The sequence below is a fragment of the Fodinicola acaciae genome (genome assembly GCF_010993745.1).
Taxonomy (GTDB): domain Bacteria; phylum Actinomycetota; class Actinomycetes; order Mycobacteriales; family HKI-0501; genus Fodinicola; species Fodinicola acaciae.
The window spans coordinates 1,644,707-1,668,061 of sequence record NZ_WOTN01000001.1 but is presented as its reverse complement, the minus strand read 5'-3'; the positions used below and the strand labels follow the sequence as shown (position 1 = coordinate 1,668,061).

Below are 23,355 nucleotides of genomic sequence, written 5' to 3'. Positions count from 1 at the left end.
TAGACTCGGTCGGGTGAGCGTGACCGCGGAGATCGACGTACGGCTCGAGGAGCACCGAGCGGCGCTCACGGGCTATTGCTATCGCATGCTCGGTTCCGGCTCCGAGGCCGAGGACGCCGTCCAGGAGGCGTTCGTACGCGCGTGGCGGGGGATCGACAGTTTCCGCGCCGGTCGCGCGTCGTTCAAGACGTGGCTCTACGCGATCGCCACGAATGTCTGCTTCGACATGTTGCGCAGCGGCCAGCGCCGGGCGCGTCCGATGGATCTGAGCGGTCCGGCGCAGCCTGGCCCCGGCCTCGACGCGCCGCTGCCGGAGACCGCGTGGATCCAGCCGGTGCCGGACAGCCGCGTGCTCAGTGCTGCCGATCCCGCTGAGTTGGCGGTGGAGCGCGAGACCATCCGGCTCGCGTTCGTCGCCGCGCTCCAGCATCTGCGGCCACGCCAGCGCGCCGTACTCATCCTGCGAGACGTGCTGCGTTGGAAGGCAGACGAGGTGGCCGGTCTGCTCGACACGTCCGTCGCGTCCGTGAACAGCGCGTTGCAACGCGCGCGTACGACCATGCAGTCACGCGACCTGAGCGGCGGCGAGCCGTTGGGCGACGAGCAGCGAAAGCTGCTTGAGCGCTATATCGCGGCATTCGAACGCTATGACGTTTACGCGCTGACCGCCTTGCTGCACGAGGACGCGACGATGTCCATGCCGCCGTTCGCCTGGTGGCTGCGCGGCCGCGAACACATCGCGACCGCGTTGCGCGGCTCCGACGGCAGTTGCCATGGCTCGCGTTTCGTTCCTACGGCGGCAAACGGGGTGCCGGCGTACGGCCAGTACGTGCCGCGCGGCGACGCCCTCGTGCCATGGGCCCTGGTGCTCTTCGACGTCCGCGACGGCCGGATCGCCGGCATGTGTTCGTACCTGTCGGCGAGCGAGCTGTTTCCACTTTTCGGCTTGCCGCTTGCTTTACCTCTTGATGGCGCGCGCCAAAGGTCCGGTTAAGGCGATCCACCGGAAAATTGCGGATAAATCAGACCGGAATCGGTAAGGAATCTTGTCAACGCCGCCGGCTCGGGATTAGGTTTCGCACGCACTGGAAGGCCGCGGCACGTTTTGCGGTCATTTGGGGTCATCGTACGGTAAATCCCTGCTGCAGAGGCGGTGTTGGCGTGCGCGTACGCAGATTCTCCGGACTACTGGCGGCCACCAGCCTGGTGGCGGCCGTGCTGGCGGCCGCTCCGGCCGCGGCGCACGGGCCCAACACACCCAACGCGACCGCCGTCGCGAAGGCCGTTCGCGCCGGCACTTTGGCCGCCGGCCACGGAATCCGCCACACCTGCCGGGCCGCCCTGCGCGGCAGGCTGGTCAATCTCGGCTGCGATCTGCTGACCGTCACCAAGGACAAGGCGTCGGCAGCGCCGATGACGACCGCGACGCCGGCTGGTTACGGTCCGGCCGAGCTCGCCAAGGCCTACTTCCTGCCGGCCGCCAGCGTCGGCCAGGCCAACACCGTGTCGATCGTCGCGGTCGGCGCGTATCCGAAGCTGGAGTCCGACCTCGCCACGTATCGCAGCCAGTACGGCCTGCCGGCCTGCACGACCGGCAACGGCTGCCTGAAAATCGTGGACTACCACGGCGGTGCGCCACTCGCGCCGAACTCGTCGCTCGCCTCGGTCGAGGAGTCGTACGCGACCGAAACCGCGTTGGACGTCGACATGGCGTCGGCCGGTTGTCCGACCTGCCACATCACCGTCGTGCAGATCCCGATGGACCTGCTGAAGCTGCTGGAGGCGGCGACGCTCAACCTGCCGGGGCCGCTGGCCGACGACTTCGGCACGGCTGTCGGCGAGGCGGCCAAGCTCGGTGCCAAGGCGGTCAGCATGAGCTACGGTCTGCCGCCGGGCCTGCAGGCCAGCTACATCGGCACCGGCGCGCCAGCCAAGGCGCTGCACCGGCCCGGCATGGCCGTGGTGGCGTCGTCCGGTGACGCCGGTTATGCCGGCAATACGCAGATCTGGCCGCAGCAGCTGCCGTGGGTGACCTCGGCCGGTGGCACGACGCTGAAGACCGCCGACGGCGGCCAGACGTACACGCAGACCGCGTGGGGCAACATGTTCACCAACTCGCAGGGGACCACCAGCTGGGTCGGCGCCGGCAGCGGCTGCGCGACCAATCTGGCGCCGGCAGTCGGCCAGCCGGCCGCGGTCTCGGCCAACTGCGGCGGTCACCGCGCCACCTCGGACGTGTCGTCCGACGCCGACCCGTACACCGGCGTCGCCGTGTATGACACGTACACACCGGACAGTGGCACCGGCGGTGGCTGGCTGGTCGTCGGTGGTACGAGCGCGGCGTCGCCGTTACTCGCCGGGCTCTACGCACGCGGTGGTCACGTGTCCGGTGTCGAGGGACCGAACACGATGTACGCTGCGGCGGCCGGCACGATCGACGACGTGGTCGGCGGCTCCAACGCGCGGAACGGCGCGGCCGACTGCTCGGCGCACGTGGCGCTGTGCACCGGCGTCGCCGGCTGGGACGGCGTGACCGGCGTCGGCACGCCACACGGCCTGGGCGCCTTCTAGGGCTTTCGCCGCGCGACTCCCACGAAAGTTCGCATGGCCCCCATGCGTGCACTCAACGCACGCATGGGGGCCATGCGACCAAAACGGGGGTGATCGTCCGCTAGGGTCGGTCGACAGGTATGTCGGCTGATCAGACGGGTCCGACCGGGGGTACGCGTGAGCACACAGCGGAAGCCGACTCGGCCGACGCTGGACGCGGTGGCGGCGCGCGCCGGCGTGTCACCGTCGACCGTCTCCCGGGTCGTACGAGGCTCGACGCCGGTCAGCCCGGAGGTCGAAAAGCTGGTGCGCGCCGCTATCGCCGAGCTCGGTTACGTGCCCAACCTGGCCGCGCGGCAGCTGGTCACCAGCCGGTCCGACACCGTCGGCCTGGTGATCACCGAGGACCAGAAGAACATTTTCGCGCAGCCGTTTTTCGCCGGCATGATCGAGGGATTGTCGGCCGAGCTGACCGAAACGCCATATCGGCTGGTCATCATGATCGCCCGGTCGGCCAGCGACCGTGACTGGCTGGAGCATTACGTTCGCAGCCAGCACGTCGACGGTGTCATGGTGATCGCGCCGCCGCGCCGCGATCCGCTGGCGCGCGTGTTGCTCTCGGCCGGTGTGCCGGTGGTGTTCATGGGAAAACCGTTCGCGGCCCGCGGCGCGTGTTTTGTCGACGCGGACAATGTCGGCGGCGCGAAACGAGCGGTCGAGTATCTTTACGCCAACGGCCGCCGGCGGATCGCGGCCGTCACCGGCTTTCCCAACGTACGCCACGGCGTCGATCGTTTTACCGGCTATCAACGGGGTTTGGCGGCGGTCGGCCTGGCCGAGGAGCCGCGGTTGATCGTCGAGGCGGATTTCACCAACGAGGGCGGATTCGCCGCGACGACGGAGCTGATCGCGCGCGGCGCGCCGTTCGACGCGTTGTTCGCCGCGTCCGACCTGACCGCCCAGGGCGCGATCAGAGCTTTGCGTGCCGCCAAAATCCGCGTGCCGCGCGATGTCGCGGTGATCGGATTCGGCGACGAACCGGAAAGCGCGCGCATGCGGCCGGGCCTGACGACGATCGCGCAGCCGACCGTGCGGATGGGCCGCGAGCTGGCGCGGTTGATGGTGACCGTGATCCAGAATCCGAGCGTACGCAGCAAAGTCGTGGTGCCGACCGAGCTGGTCGTACGCGGCACGACCTGATTGCCCTATCGGGCCAAGCTGCCGCCGTGGCGGCACGATCGCCGACCGGATACGCGAGAATTCGTGAATGACGGCGACCACACCGGCGGTGCGAGGCGATCTCGAAGCGCTGCGGGAGGCACTGGACAAGGTCGGCTACACGGTCGACGCGCTCGGCGACCTGCTGCGCAACGACGGCTCGCTCTCGGCGCGCCGCACCGACCGCGAGATCTATCGCCGGCGGCTCGCGGCGCAGCCGGGTCCGCTCGCCGACGTGGTGACGCTGTTGGCAATGGGCTGGGACGTGCCAGCCGATCGGGTGACGGCCGCGCTCGGAAAGCCGGCTTTCGCGGCATTGCTGGAAAGTGGCGCGGTCGTGGTCGAGGGGTCCACGGCCTCGGCCACCATACGGCTGGTGCCGAGCATCGATCTGTGGATCGCCTCGGATGCGCCCTACGATCCGGCCGAACGCGGCGATCCGTTGTATGTCACCGGAATCAACTCGCCGGCCGCGCTGCTGGCCAGCCTGACCGTACGCAGGAAGGTCGCGACCGCGCTGGATCTGGGCACTGGCAACGGAATCCAGGCCTTGGTGTGCGCGGCAGACACCGAGCACGTCGTCGCCACCGACATCAATCCACGTGCGCTCGCGTACGCCCGGTTCAATGCGGCGCTGAATGGCGTCGACAACATCGAGTTTCGCGAAGGCAGTCTTTTCGAGCCGGTCGACGGCGAGCGTTTCGACCTTGTCGTCAGCAATCCGCCATACGTGATCTCGCCGGCCAGCGATTACGTCTACCGTGACAGCGGACGCGAGCCGGCGGCGCTTTGTCGAGAAATCGTCGGCACCATGCCACGACACCTCACCGACTGCGGATACGGCGCGGTTCTGGTGAGCTGGCCGATGAAAGCCGGCGACGACTGGGCCGAGGTGCTGCACGAGTGGCTGGCTCCTGGCGCCGACAGCTGGTTGATTCACCTGCACACCAACGAACCTCTCGGCCATGCGGCTCGGTGGAATCTGGATCTGGACACCGATCTCACCACGTACACCACCGAGGTCGACCGCTGGGCCGGCTATTACCGCGATCAGGGGATCGAGCAGATCGGCTTCGGCGCGGTTTTGTTGCGTGGCACCGACGGCGACGGCACTGTCATCCGCGCGGACGACGCGAAAGCGGTGGAGGGATCGGCCACCGAGCGGATCCAGCGTGCGTTTTCCGCACACGACTTTCTCCGCGACAGGCCGGACATCGCCGACCTGAGGATCCAGCTGGTGTCCGGGCACCGGTTCACCCAGTCGCTGGTGTGTTCCGACGGCGGCTGGGAACTGGCGGCGGCCGAGCTGGAGGTTTCCGGCGGACTCGCGTTCTCGGTGCGGCTGGACGCGGTGATGGCGCAGGTGTTGGTGGCGCTGGACGGCACGCGTACGGTCCGCGAGGCGGTGCGGGCGACGATGCCGGTGATCGGCATCGGGGAGGACAGCCTGCCGGACTTCCTGGACGCCACCTCGCGGATGGTCCGGGGCCTGCTCACCCTCGGCATCGCCGCGGTGATGGCCTGACATGTCACGCCGCAAACGAGCATGACATGGAGCATGATCGGTGGCATGGAGATCGTGACGGCCAGCGGCCGGCTGCGCGGGCGCGCGCTTGGTGACGGCCTGCTTTTCGCCGGCATACCGTACGCGGCACCGCCGGTCGGCGCGCTGAGGCTGCGGCCACCGCGCGAGGTCGAGCCGTGGAGCGGCGTACGCGACGCGGTCGAGTTCGCGCCGGCGCCGGCGCAGGTCGGCTTCGCCGGCATGTCCGGACTGCCGTCGATCGGCGCGACCAGCGAGGACTGCCTGTATCTGAACGTGTGGACGCCGGACGTCTCCGGCCGTCGGCCGGTGATCGTCTGGATCTACGGTGGTGGCTTCGAAACCGGCTCGGCGTCACCACCGAACACCGACGGCGCGGCGCTGAGCCGGGGGACCGGTTGCGTTGTCGTCGCGCCGAACTATCGCATCGGCGCGCTCGGCTTCCTGCATCTTGTCGACCACGGCTGGACCGGCTCGACCAACCTCGGACTGCGGGACCAGGCCGCCGCCTTGCGGTGGATCAGGGAAAACATCGGCGCGTTCGGCGGCGATCCGGACAACGTCACGATCGCCGGCGAGTCGGCCGGAGCCTTCTCGATCGGCTCGTTGTTCGCGCTGCCGGCGGCCGCCGGCACGTTTGACAAGGCGATCTTGAGCAGCGGCAACACCTCGCGCGTCTACTCACTGGAGACGGCTCGAGAGATCACCGCCGATTTCCTCGCCGCCGCACAGGTGTCCACTGTGGACGAGTTGGCCGCGCTGCCGGTCGAGCGGATTCTGGCGGCACAGCAGGTGGTGATCGACAACGACCTCGGCCGCCGCAACCTGCCCGGCGGCCGCGCGTGGGGGACCGTACTCGACGGCGACATCCTGCCGCGCCGGCCGCACGACGCGGTCACCGACGGATCGGTCGCCGGCATTCCGTTGCTGGTCAGCGCAAACCGCGACGAGATGCGGTCTTTTCAGGCGATGCAAGGCGAAGCGTACGCACCGGCCGACGAAGCCGCGCTGCTGGACGAGATCGGCCGAGGCGGCATCGCGCAGCCGGAGGCCATGCTGGCCGCCTATCGCAAGCGCGCGCCGTCCGCTGACCTGACGACGCTGCGTACGCTCTTTCTGAGCGACGCCATCTACAAGCTGCCCGCCTGGCGGCTGGCACGCGCGCAGGTCGAGGCCGGCGGCCGCGCGTACGCTGCGCTGCTGACCGCCGAGCCGCTTGGCGAAGCTTTCGGCGCCGGACACGGCATGGATCTTGTGTACATCTTCGACGGCCTCGCGGCGGCGCACATCGACACGCCGGACAATCTGGCCATACGCGACGACATCCACCAGGCCTGGGGACGGTTCGCGGCCACTGGCGATCCCGGCTGGCCGGTCTACGACGGTCGCGTGCGCGTGTGGGGTGGCGGGTTCGCCGTCGAGCCGCCGGACGACGAGGTCACCAGGCTCAGCTAGAAGTCGAACTCGCCGGACTTGGCACCGACGAGGAAAGCCTGCCACTCGGCGGCGGTGTAGACGATGGCGGTGGCGTCCGGCTGCTGGCTGTGGCGTACGGCCACCGACCCGTCGGCCAGCGGCGCGGCTTCCACGCAGTTGCCACTGCCGCCTTGGCTTCGGCTGCTCTTCTGCCAGACAGCGCCATTCAGGATGGCGGGGTCCAGCGTTCCAGTGCGGCCGATAACGATCATGAAGTGTCCTCCCGGGCCGCCGAGATGATCTCGACGGACTGCTTGGCGGTCATGGCCTTCTTGCCAAGCAGATCGTACGCCCGGGAGAAGCGTTCTACGCCTTCAGTTTCCACGTACAGTGACCCGGCCAATGTCTCCGAGTAGGCCACCTCGGGATACGGCTCAGGCAGTACGAACAGTTGGAACTCTCCGTTGTGAGCCGCGTGTGCACCAGCCGAGAAAGTCAACACGCGTAGCTCGATGCGCGGATCCTTGGCCAGCGTCAACAGGTAGTCGAGCTGAGCACGCATAATCGCAGGTCCACCGATGATCCGGCGCAGCACGGATTCGTCGAGAATGAACGCAAAGCGCTTGGACTCGTCATCGCGAACGCGTTGTCGTGTCAGCCGAAATTCCAGATACTTGGCGACCTGCTCATTCGAGGCGTCCGGATCGGATGCTCGGATAACTTCCTCGGCGTACTCAGGTGTCTGCAACAGGCCAGGGATCACCAGGCTCGCGTAGCCGCGCATCTCGTCGGAGCGTGACTCCAGCCAGGCGAGGTCGATGAACTTCTCGTGCAGGTCCTCGGCGTAGCGGTCCCACCAGCCGGTCTGCCACACCTCACGTGCCACCTGGTCGTAGTGCTCGCGTTTGCGCGGGTCGTCGATGCCGAACAGGTTGAGCAGCGCCATCACGTCTTGTGGCCGGCACGGCAGTGTGGCGTTCTCGAAGCGGCTGACCGAGCCCTGGTCGCGCACCAGATAGTCGCCGCACTCCTTCAGCGTCAGCTTCCGCGCCTCACGCATCTCGCGGAGTTGCTGGCCGAGCCACTGCGCTCGCAGTGAAGGACCTCGTCTACGCGCCATCTCTCTCTCGACTCCCTATTGCAGTTGAACGCGCGCGTTCAACATTGGCGATTCCAACCTGACGAGGCGCAAGCTTGCGCGATTCGATCATTCCTGTCAAGCTGTGCGTCATTCCGCCACAGCAGCGCGTGACGGAAAAGTCGACAAATCGGGGCGGTTAGCTCCGCCGTTGAAGGAGTACGAGTGACCGACAAGGACATGCCGCGGACGCTGTACGGGCCGATGATCGGCATCGACTGGAGCGACATCGACCAGCTCGACTGCTATCTGATCCGCGAGATCCCGGCGCAGCGCGAGCCGGACGGCGGCCGCGGCCTGCCGGCGTACGAGGTGCGCGCGTATCGCCAGCAGGTCGGCGTCGCGCCCGACCTGGTGGGCGCGCGCAACCTGGTGCTCAGCCACATCCGGGAGAACCTGGCGCTGATCGAGGAGCCGAACAGCGATCAGACCGTGTGGGAGGTCGGCCTGATCGATCCGCTCAGCCCTCGGTCGGTTTGACGGCCGACCAGGCCCGGTCGATGGCGTCGGTCAGCAGCTCGCTGGCGCGGCCGAGCCGGTGGTGACGGCCCTGGCGCACCAGGATCCGGCCGCCGACGACGGTCAGCAGCACGTCGCTGGCCGACGCCGCCATCAGCAGCTGGTCAGGCGAGGAGCCGGCGGTGCGGGCCGAGTCGGCCTGCAGGCACACCACGTCGAAAGGTGCGCCGACGACGAGCTGTCCGCCGGGCAGGCCGAGCGCGCGATAGCCGTTGGCCGCGCCAAACCTGACCAGCTCGGCCGGGCTGAAGCGGACGCGGCGGCCGGCACTATGGCCTGTTTTGTCGCCGGTGGCGCGTGTGCCGGAAAGCAGCCGCTCACCGTATTCCAGCGCGCGCAGCTCGGCGACCGGGTCGATCTGCGCGTGCTGGTCGCTGCCGATCACCAGCCGAGCGCCGGCGTCGTGCAGCCGGCCGGCCGGGCCGATGCCGTCGGCCAGGTCGGCCTCGGTGGTCGGGCAGAAGGCGATGTTGGTGCGCGACTCGCCGAGGATCTCGATGTCGGTGTCGGTCAGGTGCGTGGCGTGCACGGCGGTCGTACGCGGACCGAGCACCTTGTGGTCGGACAGCAGCGTCGTCGGCGTTTTTCCGTACGCCGCCAGCGTTTCCTCGTTTTCGGCCGGTTGCTCGGAAAGGTGCACGTGCAACGGCGTGTCACCGTCCACTGTGGACATGATGGTCTCGATGGCGGCCGCCGGCACCGCGCGTACCGAGTGGATCGCCGCACCGAGCCGGAAGGCGCTGTCGTCCGGAAATGCCTCCTGCAGGGACTTCCATCGCCACGACCAGGCCTGCACGCTGCCGTCGGTGAAGCGCTTTTGTTCGTCGGCAAGCGGAATCGGCGTACGGTCGGCGTTGATGCCGGCGCTGAGATAACAGGTGTCCAGCAGGGTCAGCCGGATGCCGACGTCGGTGGCCGCCTTGTGCAGCGCGGCGGTCATCGCATACGGATCGTCCTCGTAGGACCTGCCGTCAGGTTTGTGGTGCAGGTAATGGAATTCGCCGACCGCGGTGTAGCCGGCGGCGAGCATTTCCGCGTAAACGGCGCGCGCGAGCAGATAGACCAGCTCGGGGTCGAGCGCGTTGGCCAGCGCGTACATCCGCTCGCGCCAGGTCCAGAAAGTGCCGGCGGCGTCGTGCGTGCGCCCGCGCAGCGCGCGGTGGAAGGCGTGTGAGTGCGTGTTGGCGAATCCTGGCACGACCAGGCCGGGAAGCGGTGTGGCGTCTGGAAAATGGCCGCCGGTGCGGATCGCCGCGATGATGCCTTTGGGATCGACCTCGATCTCCAGCGGTCCGGTCAGTCCGCCTGGCAGCCACGCGTGGCGGAGCCGAAACGCGGTCATCGGGCCAGGTCCCGTACGACGGCGGCCAACGCCTTCGTGCCGATTTCGATGTCCGGCTTTTCGGCGTGTTCCTCAGGTGCGTGGCTGATGCCGGTGGGGTTGCGTACGAACAGCATGCCGGTGCGTGTCGCGGCCGCCAGGATGCCGGCGTCATGGCCGGCGCCGGTCGGGATGATCGGTGCGTCGCCGGTGATCTTTGCCAGCTGTCGCGCCAAAGTCGTGTCGAAGGTGACCTCGGGAGCGAACGATTCCCTGGTGACGGTCAGCTGGCAGCCTTCGTCGCGGCAGGCCGACTCGGCGGCTCTCGTGATGTCCTCGACGAGTCGCGTGACGACCTCGTCGCGGTCGTCACGCGCGTCCAGCCACAGGTCCACTGTGGACGCGATCACGTTCGTGCCACCTGGCAATGACTGCAGCCGACCGACCGTGGCGCGCGCGTCGTGCTTGGCGGCTGCCTGGCGAGCGGCGATGACGGTCGCGGCGGCCGGCATCATCGGGTCGGCGCGGTCTTCCAGCCGGGTCGTGCCGGCGTGATTTCCTTGGCCGGCAAAGCGAAAACGCCACCGGCCGTGCGCGAGGATCGCCGACGCGACCGCGACCGGTGCGAGGTCGGCGAGATAGCGGCCCTGCTCGATGTGCAGCTCGACGAACGTACCGATATTGGCGATCCTGTCTTTGTCCGCACCGAAACTCGACGGGTCGAAGCCGGCCCTCTTGGCGGCTTCGGCGAGCGTGACGCCGTCAGGATCGGTGCGGCGCAAGGCATCCGCGGCGTCGACGGTGCCGGTCGACAGCGCTGAGCCGAGGCACGCGCGGCCGAAGCGGCCACCTTCTTCCTCCGCGAAGACCGCCAGCGCGAACGGCTTTGTCGGTCGGAAGTCCTCGGCCTTGAGCAGGTCGACGGCGGCCAGCGCGGACGCGACGCCGAGCGGTCCGTCGTACGCGCCGCCGCCCGGCACCGAGTCGAGGTGGCTGCCGGTCACCACGGCGCCGGGACCCGGCTCGCCCCACCAGGCCCACAGGTTGCTGTTGCGGTCGACCTCGACGGTGAGACCGCGGCGGGTGGCGGCCTCGGTGAACCACTCGCGCAGCCCCAGCTCGGCGTCGGTGAACAGGTGCCGTGAGTAGCCGCCGCGGTGCTGGTCCCGACCGGTGTCGGCGATCTCGGCGAGCAGTGCCGAGGTGGGTTCCTGCGCAGCGGTCATGAGGCCTTCCACGGACGTACGACGGTCACGTCATCCTATGACAGCGCTCGCACCCGCCACCGCTCATGCCGCATGGCCACCATGCTTGCGCTGGATGCACGCATGGTGGCCATGCGGTCCTCACCAGCGCGTAGGTACCACGGAAAACGGTGTAGCCTGCTCCACCGCGAAGTGCTCCAGCATGGGCCAGACTGGCGGTCGTGAGGATGAACGAACGGCTGCGCTCGGCCGGTTATCTGTTGATCGGCCTGCCGCTCGGCATGGCCGCGACGCTGGTGTTTCCGCTGCTCTTCGGCACATTGCTGACGATCGTCGTGGCCGGCCTCGGCCTGGTGTTGCTGCCGTTGGCGCTCACCGGGCTCCGCCAGTGGACCGACGTCGAGCGGCTCCGGGTCGGCCGGTTTCTCGGCGATCCGATCGAGCCGCGTTATCGCCCGCTGCCACGTGGTGTCGGTGCCAGGCTGCGTCAGGTCGTCACCGATCCGGCCACCTGGCGCGACCTCGGCTGGGTCGCGACGCAGGTCGTGCTGGGGATTCCGTTTGGCATGATCGCGCTGTACGCGGTGCTCGGCGCGCCGGTCGCGATCATCGAAGGTGCCCTGTGGTGGCTGGCGCCGGCCAACGACCCGGTCATGCCGCTCGGCGTACCCGTCACCAACTGGACGGTCGCCATCCTGTCGACGCTCGGTCAGGTCGCCATCTCGGCGGTGCTGTTCTGGTGGGTCGTCCCGGTGCTCGCACGTGCGCAGGCGTGGCTGGCGCGCTGGATCCTGCAGCCGAGTGCGACCGACGAGCTGGTGAAACGGGTCGAGGTGCTGACCGAGACGCGTGCCGACGCGATCGACGCGCATGCCGCCGAGCTGAGACGGATCGAGCGTGACCTGCACGACGGCGCACAGGCACAGCTCGTGTCGCTCGGCATCCGGCTGGCGGTGGCGCAGCGCACCCTTGCCGACGATCCGGCGGCCGCAGCCGAGCTGCTGAGCGATGCGCAGGCATCAACCGAGGCGGCGATGGCTGAGCTGCGGCAGGTCGCGCGTACCGTCTATCCGCCGATCCTGACCGACCGCGGACTGGCCGGAGCGCTCGCCGCGCTCGGAGCCGGCTCGTCGGTGCCGTGCCAGGTTTCCGTTGAGGTGCTGGGAAAACTGCCGGCCGCGGTGGAGGCCGCCGCGTATTTCGTTGTCGCCGAAGGTCTGACGAACGTGGCGAAGCACGCTCATGCGAACAGCGTACGCGTGCGGGTGTGGCAGGAGGACGCGAAGCTGTTGGTGCACATCGTCGATGACGGAGTTGGCGGTGTCGACGAGTCGCGGGGGACCGGTGTCGTCGGCATCCGGCGTCGAGTGGCGGCGCTCGATGGCACGGCGACCGTGTCGAGTCCGGCTGGCGAGGGTACGCGGATCCAGGTGGAGTTGCCGTGCGGGTCGTGATCGTCGAGGACAATGTCGTACTGGCTCAGGGCATCAACCTGCTGCTGGCCTCCGCCGGCTTCGAGGCGGTCGAGACAGTCGCCGACGGCGATGCTTTCGTTGCCGCTGTGGAAAAACACCAGCCGGACGTGACGGTGGTGGACGTACGCCTGCCGCCGTCCTTCCGCGACGAGGGCATCCGTGCGGCGCTGGCCGTACGCCGGTTGCGGCCTGGTCAGCCGGTGCTGGTGTTTTCGCAGTATGTCGAGGAAAGCTATGCCGCCGAGCTGCTCGCCGATGGTGCTGGCGGGGTCGGCTATCTGCTGAAGGACCGGGTCGTACGCGTCGAGGAGTTCCTGGACGCGCTGCGTCGCGTGGCCGGTGGAGGCACGGCGATCGATCCGGAGGTGATCGCGCAGGTGCTGGTGCGGCGCACCGACCCGCTGGCGGCGCTGACGCCGCGGGAGCGCGAGGTGCTGTCGCTGATGGCGCAGGGTTACGACAACGTCGGCATCGCTGAGCGGCTGGTGGTCACCGAACGCGCTGTGCACAAGCATGTCGGCAATATCTTCACGAAGCTCGACCTCGCGCCGACGGACAGCGGGCACCGCCGCGTGCGGGCTGTGCTGACGTACCTCGGCGCCACGGGGTAGCCGTAGCGGGCTGCACGCATGGCCACCATGCGTGCATGTGTTGGCCGGGTCTCAGTCCGGTGTGGGGTCTCGGGTGGGGTGGGTCTCGGGTGGCAGCGCGCCGCTGTCGCCTCGCCAGTCACATCAGTCACATTGATCACGGGTGGCGTCCAGAGTGATGGTCGCAGGGACGCCATGCTTGCGTCAGACGCACGTAAGGGGCCCATGCCACCATTACACAAAAGGTCAAGGCGGGCATTTAGCGCTCCATGCCACTCGCGTGAACGCCTGCCGCCGGATGCACGCATGGTGGCCATGCTTGCGTTGAACGCACGCGTGGTGGCCTTGCGTGCGCCGGCCAACGCCACCGACCCTCCGACCGCGACACGCCAACGACCCGCGACACGCCGAGACCGCGCCAAAACTGTCGTACCCAACCCAAAGAATGGCCCCCACCCAGTGGTCGGGGTGGGGGGTGGGTCGAGAGGCACACCCACGAACATTTTCGAGCCAGGTGAAAGGCCTCAAACCCACCCCCCACCCGTGACTGGGTGGGGGCCATTCCAGCAGGGGAGTACGACAGTTTCGCGGTGGGGTGGCGAGTCGTGCGCGTTGCTAAGGAAGCGGCGCTAGGCCTGGGGCAGGGTGAATTCGGGGAAGGTGACCAGCTCCGGTGCGCGGCCCGCCTGGACGATCCAGGCCTGGCCGGTTTCGCCGCCCGCGATGATCTGTTCGACTGCCTGTGCGACCTCGTCGGGGTCGGCGATCGCGAGACCGTGCTTGACGACCTCGGCGCGGATCGCCTGGAACATCAAGGATTCCACGAAGCCGGGACAGATCGCGTTGAGCGTGATCTTCGACTCGGCGAGCGTGGTCGCGAGCGAGCGGACCAGGCCGATGATGGCGTGTTTGCTGGCCGAGTACGCCGGGTCAAACCAGTTTGGCGCGATGCCGGCGAGGCTTGAGGTGACCACGATCGAGCCGCCGGGTCGCATGGTGGGCAGCGCGGCGAGAATGCCAAACATCATGCCTTCGACATTGACGGCGAAGGTCCGGCGGAAGCGCGTCAGGTCGAAGTCGTCGAGCGCGCCGCCGCCGCCGGTGCCGGCGTTGAGATGGACCACGTCCAGGCCGCCGTACGCCTCGACCGCTGCCGCCACGGCCGCGCGGTTGTCGGCCTCACTGGAGACATCGGTGCGTACGTACAAACCATCGATCTCAGACGCGACCGCCGAGCCGTCGACGATGTCGGCGATCACGACTTTGGCTCCGTTACGCGCGAATCGGCGCGCCACCGCGGCTCCGATGCCGTTCGCGGCTCCGGTCACCAACACTACCTCGCTCATTTGGAAGACTCCGATTCGATTTTGTCGCGGATGGACTTGCGGCGCAGATAGAGCCTGGTGCCAACTTCCAGGCAGACGAACAAAACGACATACTGCAGCGTGCTGATCAGCGGCACCTGGTCGATCGGCAGCGTGTACGCGAGCACCACTCGTACGCCCGCGTCGAAGACCAGGCCGACACCCCAGATCGCGGTCGCGACCCGCATCGAATGCCGGAAAGTCGGCGAGTCGCGCCAGTTGCCCTCCATGCGCTCGAGCGCCTCGCCGGTCAGGATCGTGCGCAGGAAAGAGAAAATAAACGGCGTACGCAGGATCGTCAGCAGGATCCAGCCGCCGGCGACCGCGGTCATCCAGCCGTCTTTCGCCAGCAGGAAACGCGGACTTCCGGTGACAAACGACCCCAGCAGGCTGAGCGCGATAATGCTCAGCGCGAAAAGGGCCAAGCCGTCGATTTTACGACTGGTGATGATGCTCTGAACGGCACGCGCCGCCGGCGGAATCGCGGCGAGAGTCAGTGCCAGCCATTGATTGACGCCGAAAGCCCGCAACAGATAGAAAAGCGCGACCGGTGCCGCGACATCGATGGCGAGATTGACGATGATCGCGCGGTTGATCCCGCGAGGCTTGCTCTGTACGGCGGTCATGATGCGAACTCCGATCGCATGGATTTACGATTGACGAGCACGACGACACCGAGCAGCAGGAGGCCGCACAGTCCCTGCTCGAGTCGCATCCACAGCGGCAGAAAACCGGGGATGGAGACGAGCACCGCGATGGCCACCACCATGACCGCCGAGACGATCCGCAGCCGCAGGAAATCGCGCTTGGAAGCACGTGCGGCGCGTACGGTGAAAAGCAGCATCAGCAGGGACGTCGCGGCCACGATGCCGCCGCGGATCCACACCGCGTCGGTCACCAGCGCCGGATTGTCGCTCCAGATGACGGCGACGACCAGCGCGAGAAAACTGACGACGACATAGCCGGCGACGAGGCCGATGACGGGACGGAAACGCGATTTCAGCATGACTCGAACGTACGAACGCCGGCCGCCGGCCAACATGCGTCTGGGCTCCGAGGTGGGGTGGTGCTAGGCCCACCCCCGGCAGGACCCCAGGCCCAGTGCGGACGAAACGGCCGTGGACCAGACTGAGTGCGTGAAGCTGGTGACGAGCAACGCGCGCGCGGTCCTACGCGGTGCGGCGCTGCTCGCACTCACGCCGGTCAAGGTGCTGTTGGCCGCGGCGCACGCGATCGCCATCCTGGCCGCCTGCGTCGGCATGATCTTCGTGTTTCCACCGGTCTTCGACCGCAGCCGATGGATGGCCACGCTCGCGCGACGGCTCGCCGGCCAGTGGTCGGCGGCGCCGGCCGCCGAGCCATATCGGCCCCGGCCACGACCGACCGAGCCGAGCGCCGACGGGCTCTATCGATCGCGGTACGGCCGACCGTTCCGGTCGGCTCGCGTGCCGGACTTCCAGCAGCACAGCCACTGGATCTGGACCGACCCGGCGACCTGGCGCGACATCGGCTGGCTGTTGGCCGACCCGGTCGTCGGCAGCGTGATCGCCGGACTGCCGGCCGCGCTCCTCGCCTACGGCGTGGCCAGTCTTTTCCTGTCGTGGCAATGGATTCTCGGTGTGCCGGCAGCGGTCGCCGGCTGGCTGGTCGCGCCGGCACTGTTGCGGCTGCACGGCCGCTGGACGCGGTTCATGATCGGACCGGCCACACCGGCAGCGGCGGCGCGCGGCGCGGCATGGCGCCGCTGGTTTGGCCGCTGCCTGCTGGCGACACTGCGATCGGCCGCCTTCCTGGTTGGCTCGCTGGTCGCGCTGGTGGTGCTGGCCGCCGCGGTGGTCGTCCTGGTGTTCACCGGTCCGCTGGTGGCCGTACGGTTGCTGGTCGCCGTGCGGCCGCTGCCGGACTTCTTCCGCCGCTATGCCGGTGTGCCGCGGCCGTACGGCCCGGCGCCGCAGACGGTGCGTACGGCTTCCTGGTGGACCGATTTCGCCAGCGTTTCGCGCGCGTACGCCGAAGATCCGGCCACCTGGCGCGACCTGTTCTGGCTGGCCTGCCAGCCGGTGATCGGCTGCCTGCTCAACCTGCCGCCGGTGGCGCTGATCGGCTATGGCGGATGGGGGCTGTTCTTTCCGTCGTTCGCGATGTTTTTCGGCTCGCGGCCGCAGCCGTTCTATGGCGAGCTGTTCGGCTCGTCATGGCTCGCGATGACGATCGGCCTGGTGCTCGTAATCGCCGGGTTCGCGGCCACACCGGTGATCCAGCGGCTGCACACGCGATGGCTGACCGTCCTGCTGGCACCGACCGCCAGCGCGCGGCTGTTCGCCGAGCGCGAGCAGTTGGCCGCGCGCGTCGAGCAGCTGACCGAGACGCGTACGGCCGCCACCGACACGCAGGCCGCCGAGCTGCGGCGGATCGAACGCGACCTGCACGACGGCACGCAGGCACGGCTGGTCGCGATGGGGATGACGCTCGGTGCGGTCGAGGCGCTGATCGACCGCGATCCGGCCGCGGCGAAGAAGCTGGTCGCGCAGCTGCGTGAGACATCGGCGACCGCGTTGGCGGAGCTGCGCAGCCTCGTACGCGGCATCCATCCGCCTGTGCTTGCCGAGCGTGGCCTGGTCGACGCGATCCGTGCCGTCGCGCTCGACACGCCGCTGGCCGTCCGCGTCGAGGCCGACCTGGACGGCCACGCCGAGCCGCCGCTGGAGGCCGCCGCGTACTTCGCCGTCGTCGAGCTGCTGACCAACGCCGTCCGCCACTCGGGCGCGTCGGAGGTGCGCATCGACATCGAGCATCACGACGGTGAGCTGCGGATCTCCGTACGCGACAACGGAAAAGGCGGTGCCGATCCGGACATCGGCACCGGCCTGCGTGGCATCCAGCGCAGGCTGGGACCCTTCGACGGTAGGGTCACCGTGAGTAGTCCGCTGGGTGGTCCGACCCTGGTGACACTGGAGCTGCCGTGCGTGTTGTTCTCGCCGAGGACCTCTACCTCCTCCGAGACGGCCTGACGCATCTGCTGTCGGCACACGGCTTCGACATCGCGGCGGCGGTCGCGAGCGGGCCGGAGCTGCAGCGTGCGCTGGCCGACGAGCATCCCGACGTGGCGATCGTCGACGTACGCCTGCCGCCGACCTTCACCGACGAAGGCCTGCAGGCCGCGCTGCACGCACGCCGGGAGAGGCCGGGCCTGCCCGTACTGGTGTTGTCGCAGCACGTGGAGCAGTTGTACGCGCGCGAGCTGCTGGCCGACGGGTCCGGCGCGATCGGCTATCTGCTCAAGGACCGCGTGTTCAACGCCGACCAGTTCATCGACGCCGTACGCCGGGTGGCCGCCGGTGGCACCGCGATGGACCCCGAGGTGATCGCCAAGCTGCTGGCCAGCAACTCCCGCGACGAGCCGCTGGCCGCGCTGACGCCACGCGAGCGCGAGGTGCTGTCGCTGATGGCCGAAGGCTGCTCCAACGCGGCGATCGCGGCGCGGCTGTACGTCAGCGAGGGCGCCGTCGGCAAGCACTCGGCCAACATCTTCGCCAAGCTCGGCATCGGCCCGTCCGACGACACCAACCGCCGCGTCCTCGCCGTCCTCGCCTACCTCAACGGTCGCTAGCTCCCTACGTGCGCCAGGTGCAGGTAGGAGTCCCTGCGGCGAAAAACCGGCTAGCCGAGGGTGCGGAGGCGGGGGAGCAGGGCGGCCAGCTCCTCGGCCTGGCGCACCGGGTCGCGGTTGACGATCAACAGCAGCTCGGTGACGTTGATCTTGGCGAACGCCTCGACCGCACGCAGCACCTGCTCGGCGGAGTCGAAGCGGATCTGTACGGACCGCCGGATGTCGGCCGGGTCGCGTCCGATGTCCTCGCAGTGCTGGTCCAGCACCGCCGCCGCCTCGGCGACCTGCTCCGGCTCGCCGCCGGCGGCGTTCCACACGGCCGCGTATTCGGCGGCCAGCCGGAGCGTACGTTTGCGGCCGCTGCCGCCGATCCAGATCGGCGGATGCGGTTTCTGCACCGGCTTTGGCTCGGCGATCGCGTTCTCCAGCTCGTAGTGCTGGCCTTCGAAGGTCGTCAGGGGCTGTGTCCACAGCGACGTGATGATCTTCAGCGACTCCTCGAACCAGTCGGCCCGGTCGCGCGCGGTGCCAAACGGCAGCCCCAGCATGGTGTGCTCGTTTTCGGCCCACGCCGAGCCGATGCCAAACTCCAGCCGCCCACCGCAGAGGTGGTCGACGGTGACCGCCATCTTGGCGAGTACGCCCGGATGCCGGTAGGTGTTGCCGGTGACCGAGCAGCCGATGCGTACGCGGCTGGTCAGCGCGGCCATGCCGGCGAGCGCGGTCCACGCCTCGAAGATGTCCAGCTTGTCGTCCTGGCCGAGGCTGGCGAAGTGGTCCATGTTCCAGCAGTGGTCGAAGCCGGACTCGTCGGCGATCCGCCAGACGGACTTGAGCGTGTCGATGGTGGCGCCCTGGCTCAGCTTGAGGCCGAATCGAAGAGGATGCATGCCTCCAGTCTTACTCCGGTCAGGACAGGCGGCAGTTGGGACTGGCGTCCATGGCTGCGCGCAGGCCTGGCACGCTGTCGGTCTCGACCGCCGGCGTGTGCTGCGAGAGGTCGAGCTCGGTCAACGTCAGCGCCGACTGCGCGTACGACAGCGGAGCTCGTGGCAGCAACGTCCGGTATTCGGTGACCTTCGCCAGCAGGCCGGCGTAGAAGCTCAGCTCGCCGGCGGCCAGCGTGTTGGCGCGTGGCGCCGGCGCCTTCGGCAGTTTTCTCAGCGCCGCGACGGTGGCGGTGAGCTTGGTGTCGAGGGTCTGCAGAGCGGCCGCCGCCTTCGGCCGGTCGGCCTCGGACTTGATGTCGAAGCCTTTCGGCAGCGTGTACACCAGAAACCGGAGGTCCTTGGTCGCACCGCAGTACGCGTTGGACCACGACACCAGCGCCGGACTGGGCCCGGTCGGTGACGGGGACGGCTTCGGCTTGGGCGCTGATCCACAGCCGGCGAGGACGGCGAGCGCCGCGAGGACGGCGACGAGTCGTACGGTCACGCGGCGATCGTACGAGCGGCGGCGGGGACCCCTCCCCGGCGCGGGCCAGGATGAGCGGCGGCCGGTCCGGCGAAATATCATCCGGCCTGTGACTCAACACTTTGACGTCGTTGTCCTGGGTGCTGGCCCAGGTGGGTACGTGGCCGCCATCCGGGCCGCGCAGCTGGGCTTCTCGGTCGCCGTCGTCGAGGAGAAATACTGGGGCGGGGTGTGCCTCAACGTCGGCTGCATCCCGTCGAAGGCGCTGCTGCGCAACGCCGAGCTGGCGCACATCTTCCAGCACGAGGCGAAGACCTTCGGCATCGAGGTCGACGGCACGGTGTCGGTCGACTACGGCAAGGCGTACGAGCGCAGCCGCCAGGTCGCCGACGGCCGCGTCAAGGGCGTGCACTATCTGATGAAGAAAAACAAGATCGCCGAGTTCACCGGCTGGGGCACCTTCACCGACGCCAACACGCTGCGGGTGAAGCTCGCCGACGGTGGCGAGGAGACGGTGACCTTCGGCAACTGCATCATCGCCGCTGGCTCCACCACCAAGCTGCTGCCGGGCACCTCGTTGAGCGAGCGGGTCGTCACGTACGAGGAGCAGATCCTGTCCGACACGCTGCCGGAGAGCATCGTGATCGCCGGTGCCGGCGCGATCGGCGTGGAGTTCGCGTACGTGCTCAACAGCTACGGCGTGAAGGTCACCATCGTGGAGTTCCTCGACCGTTTGGTGCCGCTGGAGGACGCCGAGGTTTCCAAGGAGCTGGCGCGGGCATATCGCAAGCTCGGCATCGACACGCTCACCTCGACGCGCGTCGAGTCGATCGACGACAGCGGCGACAAAGTGCGCGTGACGGTCTCGAAAAACGGCGAGCAGCAGGTGCTGGAGACCGACAAGGTGCTCCAGGCGATCGGTTTCGCGCCGCGGGTTTCCGGTTACGGCCTGGAAAACACCGGTGTCAAGCTGACCGACCGTGGCGCCATCGAGGTCGACGGCCGGTGTCGTACGAACGTGCCGCACATCTTCGCGATCGGTGACGTCACGGCGAAACTGATGCTGGCGCATGCCGCCGAGGCGATGGGGATCATCGCCGCCGAGACCATCGGCAACGCCGAGACGATGGAGCTCGACTACGTCATGATCCCGCGCGCGACCTACTGTCAGCCGCAGATCGCCAGCTTCGGCTGGACCGAGGCGCAGGCCAAGGAGCAGGGCTTCGACGTCAAGGTGGCGAAGTTTCCGTTCAGCGCCAACGGAAAGGCTCCAGGCCTCAACGACACCAGCGGATTCGTCAAGATCCTCAGCGACGCCAAGTACGGCGAGATCATCGGCGCGCACCTGGTCGGGCCCGACGTCACCGAGCTGCTGCCGGAGCTGACGCTGGCGCAGCAGTGGGATCTGACCGTGCACGAGGTCGCCCGCAACGTACACGCGCACCCGACCCTCGGCGAAGCCGTCAAGGAGGCCATCCACGGCCTCGCCGGCCACATGATCAACCTGTAGAAACCGCATCGAGGGTGACGTTTCCGGCTATTTGATCGCTAAAACGTCACCCTCGACAGCGGCTGATAGCATGCCGCGGATGCGCGTACGTGCCGCGATGGCCGCGGTTTTGGTGGTGGCACTGGCCGGTTGTGCGGCCAGCAAGGTCGACCCGAAGGCATCCGTCGACCTGCACGGCAGCCTGTTCCAGCCTGGCGGCGCGGCGGCGAGCGGCCTGCAGGTCGGCCTGTTCCGTACGCCCGACCCGGCCGAGGTGCTGACCGTCGGCCTGACCGCCGGCTCGGCCCTGCTGACCTGCCTCAGCGACAACGGCCTGCCGATCTGCAAGACACTCCAGCAGCAGCGTACGGACGGCAACGGCGTCTATCACTTCCGCATGCGCGGCGACGACGTACGCGGATTCTTCGGTGAGGCAAGCGGATTCTCGCTGGCCGCCAGGTTGTCCGGGCCGTCCGGGCCAGGCCTGGAGACCGACTTCCAGATCCAGCGTACGGACCTGCGGATGCCGGATCTGACCTTCTGGCGACCGAGCCGGTTGTACGCCGCCACCGACGGCACCCTCATCTGGTCGCGGTTGACCGGCAGCCGGTCGTACTTCGCCGAGTTCACCGCCGGTGACGCGCAGGTGTGGCGCCAGCCGGCGTCGCCGGGCGACAGTGTCGATCCGCGAGCGTTGGAGGACGTACGCGCGGATTTCCGTGTCTCCACGACGATGTCGACGAATGGTCCGGACACCAGCTTCGACACGACGTACCGGTCGCAGGCCATCGCCGCGCCGGCGGGTCCGGGCGCGCCGGAGTCGCGCGGTGCGGCGTGTTTCGTGCAGGGGGAGAAGGCGCCGGTGCGGCTGGATCCGTGCCCGGTCACCAACGGCCGCTTCGACGACAACATCACCGTGCAGAAATGCGAGAGCGGCGGCACGTCGAGCGCGCCGCCATGCCGGGCCAACACCGCCGTGTGGATCGATCTCGGCGCGTCGCGACCGGTGGGCACGGTGTTCGCGCGCGGCATCTCAATCGCTCAAGTCTCGGTGTCGACAAGCGACGACGGTGTGCACTGGACGCAGCGCAAGACCGTACGACCGGAGAGCGGCTTCGAGAAGATCACACTCGACGAGCCGGTCAATGCGCGTTATGTCCGGTTGTCCGGGCCGGATGCGACCAGCCAAATCGTCGCATTGACAGAATTTTCGGTTTGGCCGACCGTTTCCTGACCAGCGCCGACATCGCCAGCGTCCTGTAAATCGTTCTTTAATTCCCCTCTTCCTGGCCGTACGGCCGATGGTCACCGGGGCCGAACGGTTGGACGCTCGCTAGCACCAAACGGGTCATATCCGATTCGTGCGGTGGTTCCGGTGGATGACCGGGCTGATGCGCCGGTCGGCAGAGAAGGTGGTGCCTATGTTGCGAAGACACTGGCGAAGCGGTGCGGTGCTCGCGGCGAGCACGTTGGTGGCGTGCGGACTGTTCGCGCCGGCGCCGGCGTCGGCGGACTCGGGGATCGCGCACCCCCAGGCGGTGACCAACGCGCAGGCCGAGAAGGTCTCCGCCTACTGGACGCCGGCGCGGATGCGTGCCGCCATCCCGATGGACCAGTTGCTGGCGCGTACGACCAAGAAGATCAGCGGCAAGGTCGCGGCCGGCCGGCCGGCGACCGTACGGCCGACCGCGGTTGGTGGCGTGGTCCAACCGCAGGCGTTCCCGTCCGGTGGCGGCGCGTGGACCGGTGGCGGCGCGGTGGTGCACACCGCCGGCCGGGTTTTCTTCGTCTACAACGACGCCGGCACTCCGCGTAACGCGTCGTGCAGCGGCAACGCGGTGACCAGCGGCAACAAGAGCGTGGTCATCACCGCCGGGCACTGCGTCAAGCTCGGCGGCAACTTCCACACCAAGTGGACCTTCGTTCCGGCCTACAACAACGGAAACGCGCCCTACGGCACCTGGTCGGCGCGGGCCACGATGTCGACGCCGCAGTGGGTCGCCAGCGAGGACATCAACTACGACGTCGGCGCCGCCGTGGTCAACCAGCTCAACGGCAAGTCGCTGACCGACGTGGTCGGTGGCCAGGGTGTGGCCTTCAACCAGGCAAAAAACGCGGCGATGTACGCGTTTGGCTGGCCGGCGGCCGACCCGTACGACGGCACCAAGATGATCTACTGCAGCGGCAACACGTTCAACGCGCTGATCAGCGACGGCATCGGCATGACCTGTGACATGACCGGTGGCGCGAGTGGTGGTCCGTGGTTCCGGAGCTTCAACGAGTCGACCGGCACCGGGCTGCTCAACTCGGTGAACAGCTACAAGATCAACCTGGTCTCCATCTGGATGTTCGGACCGTATTTCGGTGCGGACGCTCAGAATCTCTACAACAAGGCGCAGGCCGCCTGACAAAGAGACGGTAAAAAGCCGGCCAGCACTTCGGTGTTGGCCGGTTTTTTCATGCTCGAATCAAAGTTTGCGACAGATCCTCTTGACACTGATCTG

At 68.1% G+C, this 23,355-nt stretch carries 22 protein-coding genes; 13 read left to right on the top strand and 9 right to left on the bottom strand.

What is annotated here, in order from left to right; translation table 11 throughout:
• The first annotated feature begins 13 nt into the window (after positions 1-13).
• From GNX95_RS07840 to GNX95_RS07820, 5 genes are all read left to right on the top strand, one after another.
• Positions 14-994, top strand: a complete 981-nt coding sequence (locus GNX95_RS07840) for a sigma-70 family RNA polymerase sigma factor (protein ID WP_246281532.1) — start codon at positions 14-16, stop codon at positions 992-994.
• Positions 995-1,161: 167 nt separating this feature from the next.
• On the top strand, positions 1,162-2,571 hold the full coding sequence (locus tag GNX95_RS07835) for a S53 family peptidase (RefSeq protein ID WP_163506448.1): 1,410 nt from the start codon (positions 1,162-1,164) through the stop codon (positions 2,569-2,571).
• 156 nt (positions 2,572-2,727) lie between these two features.
• A complete protein-coding gene (locus GNX95_RS07830; protein ID WP_163506447.1) occupies positions 2,728-3,750 on the top strand; it encodes a LacI family DNA-binding transcriptional regulator in 1,023 nt (340 codons plus the stop codon).
• Positions 3,751-3,817: 67 nt separating this feature from the next.
• Positions 3,818-5,293: a methyltransferase gene (locus GNX95_RS07825; protein WP_163506446.1), complete on the top strand. Its 1,476-nt coding sequence runs from the start codon at positions 3,818-3,820 to the stop codon at positions 5,291-5,293.
• A 45-nt stretch (positions 5,294-5,338) separates the two neighbouring features.
• Positions 5,339-6,766, top strand: coding sequence for a carboxylesterase/lipase family protein (locus tag GNX95_RS07820; protein WP_246281531.1), 1,428 nt, complete (start codon positions 5,339-5,341; stop codon positions 6,764-6,766).
• Here GNX95_RS07820 and GNX95_RS07815 read toward each other — a convergent pair.
• Positions 6,763-6,999, bottom strand: coding sequence for a DUF397 domain-containing protein (locus GNX95_RS07815; protein ID WP_163506444.1), 237 nt, complete (start codon positions 6,997-6,999; stop codon positions 6,763-6,765). The genes GNX95_RS07820 and GNX95_RS07815 overlap by 4 nt on opposite strands.
• A complete protein-coding gene (locus GNX95_RS07810) occupies positions 6,996-7,847 on the bottom strand; it encodes a helix-turn-helix domain-containing protein (protein WP_163506443.1) in 852 nt (283 codons plus the stop codon). The genes GNX95_RS07815 and GNX95_RS07810 overlap by 4 nt, the downstream gene beginning before the upstream one ends.
• A 183-nt stretch (positions 7,848-8,030) precedes the next feature.
• Between GNX95_RS07810 and GNX95_RS07805 the strand changes: the two genes are divergently transcribed.
• On the top strand, positions 8,031-8,345 hold the full coding sequence (locus tag GNX95_RS07805) for a hypothetical protein (RefSeq protein WP_163506442.1): 315 nt from the start codon (positions 8,031-8,033) through the stop codon (positions 8,343-8,345).
• Here the strand turns inward: GNX95_RS07805 and GNX95_RS07800 are convergent.
• Together GNX95_RS07800 and GNX95_RS07795 are read right to left on the bottom strand one after the other, a co-directional pair.
• Positions 8,326-9,726, bottom strand: a complete 1,401-nt coding sequence (locus GNX95_RS07800; protein WP_163506441.1) for a formimidoylglutamate deiminase — start codon at positions 9,724-9,726, stop codon at positions 8,326-8,328. The genes GNX95_RS07805 and GNX95_RS07800 overlap by 20 nt on opposite strands.
• Complete coding sequence (locus tag GNX95_RS07795) at positions 9,723-10,931, bottom strand: allantoate amidohydrolase (protein WP_163506440.1); 1,209 nt, start codon at positions 10,929-10,931, stop codon at positions 9,723-9,725. The genes GNX95_RS07800 and GNX95_RS07795 overlap by 4 nt, the downstream gene beginning before the upstream one ends.
• 206 nt (positions 10,932-11,137) lie before the next feature.
• Between GNX95_RS07795 and GNX95_RS07790 the strand changes: the two genes are divergently transcribed.
• Entirely contained in the window at positions 11,138-12,364 is a 1,227-nt protein-coding gene (locus tag GNX95_RS07790) for a sensor histidine kinase (RefSeq protein WP_163507915.1), read from the top strand.
• Positions 12,352-12,996 (top strand): response regulator, encoded by a 645-nt coding sequence (locus GNX95_RS07785; RefSeq protein WP_163506439.1) that lies wholly within the window; start codon positions 12,352-12,354, stop codon positions 12,994-12,996. The genes GNX95_RS07790 and GNX95_RS07785 overlap by 13 nt, the downstream gene beginning before the upstream one ends.
• A 608-nt stretch (positions 12,997-13,604) precedes the next feature.
• Here GNX95_RS07785 and GNX95_RS07780 read toward each other — a convergent pair.
• Genes GNX95_RS07780 through GNX95_RS07770 form a run of 3 tightly spaced genes read right to left on the bottom strand, consistent with a single transcriptional unit; the run spans position 13,605 to position 15,345 of the window.
• A complete protein-coding gene (locus tag GNX95_RS07780) occupies positions 13,605-14,321 on the bottom strand; it encodes an SDR family NAD(P)-dependent oxidoreductase (protein WP_163506438.1) in 717 nt (238 codons plus the stop codon).
• The gene (locus GNX95_RS07775; protein WP_163506437.1) at positions 14,318-14,965 is read right to left on the bottom strand and encodes a VC0807 family protein; all 648 of its coding nucleotides are present in this window, start codon (positions 14,963-14,965) and stop codon (positions 14,318-14,320) included. The genes GNX95_RS07780 and GNX95_RS07775 overlap by 4 nt, the downstream gene beginning before the upstream one ends.
• Positions 14,962-15,345 (bottom strand): hypothetical protein, encoded by a 384-nt coding sequence (locus GNX95_RS07770; RefSeq protein ID WP_163506436.1) that lies wholly within the window; start codon positions 15,343-15,345, stop codon positions 14,962-14,964. Before GNX95_RS07770 ends, GNX95_RS07775 begins: the two co-directional genes overlap by 4 nt.
• A gap of 130 nt (positions 15,346-15,475) precedes the next feature.
• On the opposite strand from GNX95_RS07770, the gene GNX95_RS07765 reads away from it, so the two are divergent.
• The gene (locus GNX95_RS07765) at positions 15,476-17,350 is read left to right on the top strand and encodes a sensor histidine kinase (protein ID WP_163506435.1); all 1,875 of its coding nucleotides are present in this window, start codon (positions 15,476-15,478) and stop codon (positions 17,348-17,350) included.
• Positions 17,302-17,949 carry a LuxR C-terminal-related transcriptional regulator gene (locus GNX95_RS07760; protein ID WP_163506434.1) on the top strand — a complete coding sequence of 216 codons (648 nt, stop codon included), beginning with the start codon at positions 17,302-17,304 and terminating at the stop codon, positions 17,947-17,949. Before GNX95_RS07765 ends, GNX95_RS07760 begins: the two co-directional genes overlap by 49 nt.
• 50 nt (positions 17,950-17,999) lie before the next feature.
• On the opposite strand, the gene GNX95_RS07755 is transcribed toward GNX95_RS07760, so the two are convergent.
• Both GNX95_RS07755 and GNX95_RS07750 read right to left on the bottom strand, forming a co-directional pair.
• Entirely contained in the window at positions 18,000-18,839 is an 840-nt protein-coding gene (locus GNX95_RS07755; protein ID WP_163506433.1) for an LLM class F420-dependent oxidoreductase, read from the bottom strand.
• Positions 18,840-18,858: 19 nt separating this feature from the next.
• Positions 18,859-19,383 (bottom strand): hypothetical protein, encoded by a 525-nt coding sequence (locus GNX95_RS07750; protein ID WP_163506432.1) that lies wholly within the window; start codon positions 19,381-19,383, stop codon positions 18,859-18,861.
• Between the two features lie 88 nt (positions 19,384-19,471).
• Between GNX95_RS07750 and lpdA the strand changes: the two genes are divergently transcribed.
• The 3 genes from lpdA (at position 19,472) to GNX95_RS07735 (ending at position 23,259) form a co-directional block, all read left to right on the top strand.
• Entirely contained in the window at positions 19,472-20,872 is a 1,401-nt protein-coding gene (lpdA, locus tag GNX95_RS07745; protein WP_163506431.1) for a dihydrolipoyl dehydrogenase, read from the top strand.
• Positions 20,873-20,951: 79 nt separating this feature from the next.
• Positions 20,952-22,085: a discoidin domain-containing protein gene (locus tag GNX95_RS07740; protein ID WP_163506430.1), complete on the top strand. Its 1,134-nt coding sequence runs from the start codon at positions 20,952-20,954 to the stop codon at positions 22,083-22,085.
• 187 nt (positions 22,086-22,272) lie between these two features.
• Positions 22,273-23,259, top strand: coding sequence for a trypsin-like serine peptidase (locus GNX95_RS07735; RefSeq protein WP_163506429.1), 987 nt, complete (start codon positions 22,273-22,275; stop codon positions 23,257-23,259).
• Positions 23,260-23,355 lie beyond the last annotated feature (96 nt).